This is a genomic window from uncultured Succinivibrio sp. (assembly GCF_902756765.1).
Classification (GTDB): domain Bacteria; phylum Pseudomonadota; class Gammaproteobacteria; order Enterobacterales; family Succinivibrionaceae; genus Succinivibrio.
Window position 1 is genome coordinate 1 of the sequence record NZ_CACVSS010000150.1, and the last position, 3,260, is coordinate 3,260.

Below are 3,260 nucleotides of genomic sequence, written 5' to 3' on the forward strand. Positions count from 1 at the left end.
TCAAGTCCACGAAGATTAGACTGAGCCTGACCTAACTCTTTTATGTTATTCCAGAAAGTCTTGGTCAGATCGTAAACAGTCTGCTCATCAAGATCACCGCGACAGAACATCACCATCTTTATAGCCGTTGTCTTTACATCATTATCCTGTCCAGGATAGGTTCCTGCTGGAATCGTATAGGAAGCATACCAAGGGAACTTTCCTTTCAGAGTCTCAAGAATCTCATCTTCAACTGGAATAAGTTTGCTGCCAGAACTTAAAGCCTGAGTAACAGCAGAGGTAGGAACCCCCGACATAATCCATGCGCCATCAATGGTATTGTTCTGAAGCATATCAGCAGCGTCGGTAAAAGTTATGTACTCAGCATTTAAGTCATCAGGAAATTTTAAACCGGCAGCCTCAAAGTGATTCTGGCATTCGCCGTAGACACTGGAACCGGCTGAAGCTACAGCAAAATGCTTGCCCTTAATATCCTCTAAGGATTTAATTCCTGATTTAGCCGTAACCACAACCTGATTAGGATTGAAATACAAACCTGCGATAACCTTCAGATCAGGATACGCGAAGCCTTCAAAACTGTCAGTTCCGTTTAAAGCCTGATAGCAGTTGCTTGAAATAGCGATTGATACCTGAGCCTCTCCTTCAGCAACCTGATTAAGATTATCTATTCCACCTGCAGAAGCCTGACTTGAGGCACTTACATAATCAATTTTCTCATCCCACAGATGTGTTATAGCCGCACCAACAGCGTACAAGGCACCAGAGGCTGATGCTGTTGGGAAGTTAATGGAAACCTTTGCATGATTTGCATCTGCTAATGCATTTGATGCAATTATTAAACCTGCAACTGCAGAAACAAGCTTTAACATTTTTTTCATGACCTGAACTCCTATATTTATAGAAGTATTATTGATGAGATATTTATGCAAGAGCAAGCATAATTACGGGAATTATTTCAAAATTCTGAGAAAATTCCAAAAATCTTATTTTTTTTGGAAAACCTGCCCAAGAAAGAAGCAGGAAAGAAAGAGCTTCTTCAAAACATTTTGAAAAGCTAAGTTACAGCATGAGACTTAATCAAAGGCGCGCCCACAGCTTCTATTGCCTTATGGGCCAAAACCAGAGAGGAATCAATAAAATTTCCCTCAATATGATACATTTGTACTGCGATTGGAGTTTCAGTACAGCCAAGAATAAATGCCTGGGCCCCTCTGTTCCTCATAGTGGAGATGACCTGCTTTACATTAGAAGTATCATAATTAAAATTATTCGCCTTAACACCTGAGTAAATCATATCCTGAAGAGCTTTAATCTCCTCATCATCAGGAACTACCAGTTTAATATTGAACTTGTCACAGGCTTTCTGATAAATACCAGTGTTTCTCGTACCTATAGTACATAGTAAACCAACATCAGAATAGCCTAACTCCACACAGTGTTTCACTGCTTCATCAATCATATTTATAATTGGGACATGGACCTTATCTTTAAATTCATCAAGAAAATAATGAGCGGTATTGCAAGCTATCACCAGGACATCTGCCCCCTGTGCTTCAAGAAGTTTTGCAGATTGCAGCATCTTCTCCACAGGAGATTCCCCTCTTCCTTCGATAGCAGCAGTTCTGTCAGGGATCTGAGGATTGTTGTCAACAAGAATATGGATATGCTCCTGATCAGTTTTAGCGGCTGTTGACAGGATTATTTTTCGCATGAGATCGACTGTAGCCATAGGGCCCATACCACCAATAATGCCAAGAGTTTTCATACAGACACCTCTTTGCTTTACATGCTTTCAGACATACGCTTTGCTTTTTTAAAGGTTGAAGAAAAACACTCCTCTATTTTGTTTATAGAACATAAAGAGGATTTTACAAAGAAGAGGACTTGATAAACTCAGCGTGTAAGACAGTCCTTTATCTTCTGCAGACGAGGAACAATCAGGTGAACTGTAGGACCTGTCAGAAGGGCACCATAAAGAGTTCCTTCACGAACACCTTCAACACAGCTGAAATCAGTGAAAATGAAAGACGTGATGCAGGCAGTTGCAACAAGAAAAATATCAAAGAAAGTTTTTACAAAACTGAAGGAGCGGTGAATTAAAGGATGAAATACCTTAACAAAATATTCGCCGGAAAGCATGGCAACGTTGGCGATAACTGACAGTGAAATTGAGAAAGAAAGCAGTAAGGTTCCGCCAATCACAAGCCCCCATGACATAAGGTAGGTCAGAGTATCCGGCAGCATCATACGTAAAAAGAACGTAGCAGCGTCAATCATATAAGAGAACACTACAACAAAAGGAATCTGTACAAGAATGTTTATCCAGTGATCTTTGAACGAATCAGGACCAATTGCAATGAACATGATCTGTAGAACAATCAGAAGAATATTAAAGATAAGCGATGTTTCACCAAAGGTATAGTCTGAATGTAGAGAGAAAACATAATTGGCAGAAGATACCGGTGTGGTTCCTATATCAGCAAAAGTGATACAGGCAATGGCACAGCCTTGAAGCACTACAGAAAGGAGGAAAAGAAAATAACGTTTGGAAGCTTCTTTTTTGCTCATTTTACTATCACATTTATATCTACTTAATAGCAGAATCTTCAACCAGATTTCCAAGGGAAACCATCTCACAGCTCTTTTTGGCAAAGCCGATACCGATTCCATAGACTTTCTTATATCTTCTGGATATAAATTTTGAGGCGTAATCTTTTTTTATGATCTGCTTTGTGGCGGCATCAGCTACGTCATAGCAGTCTTCAAGATTTTCTGTCTTCTTTAACTCCAAAATACAGGCAGTTTTGTTATCAAAGCTATCAATAATAATATCTGAGAAACCGGTTCCGGATTCGATTTCTTCATGGTATGTAAAATTCTTAGTTGCAGTTGCAAGTCCCAGAATACCTGTCATAAAACCATGGTAGTAGAGCTCATCTCCGGTATTTCTGATACTCAAAAACTCTTTTAGCATGGTGCTGATGAGCAGCTGAGCCTCATCAGTATTATTTGCCATGAGTAAATCCACCAGCTTTAGAGCCTGATTGTACCAGTATGGGTTATCTTCTCCGTAAAGATATTCTCTTTTCTCGTTAAAACATGCCAGCACTTCCTGATTAGGTATTTTTACTTTTATCTTCCCTGTGAAATCTGAACCTTCCGCAAAGGTTACATAGCCTGTATGCAGCATCATGGTCATAAAGACATCAAAGCTTACTCTGTTTCTAAGGTCTGGATAGGTGGTAAATTCCTTTAGACTG

Annotated in this window: 4 protein-coding genes; all 4 read right to left on the bottom strand. The window is 39.6% G+C overall.

Annotation, left to right across the window (positions count from 1 at the left end; all coding sequences use genetic code 11):
• Window positions 1-878 (bottom strand): TAXI family TRAP transporter solute-binding subunit (locus QZU45_RS11745; protein WP_295355514.1); only part of this gene is annotated, 878 nt, incomplete at its 3' end.
• Window positions 879-1,054: 176 nt separating this feature from the next.
• The gene (locus QZU45_RS11750) at window positions 1,055-1,765 is read right to left on the bottom strand and encodes an amino acid racemase (protein ID WP_295355516.1); all 711 of its coding nucleotides are present in this window, start codon (window positions 1,763-1,765) and stop codon (window positions 1,055-1,057) included.
• Between the two features lie 128 nt (window positions 1,766-1,893).
• Window positions 1,894-2,568: a hypothetical protein gene (locus QZU45_RS11755; RefSeq protein WP_295355518.1), complete on the bottom strand. Its 675-nt coding sequence runs from the start codon at window positions 2,566-2,568 to the stop codon at window positions 1,894-1,896.
• Window positions 2,569-2,587: 19 nt separating this feature from the next.
• Window positions 2,588-3,260 (bottom strand): PD-(D/E)XK nuclease domain-containing protein (locus QZU45_RS11760; protein WP_295355520.1); only part of this gene is annotated, 673 nt, incomplete at its 5' end.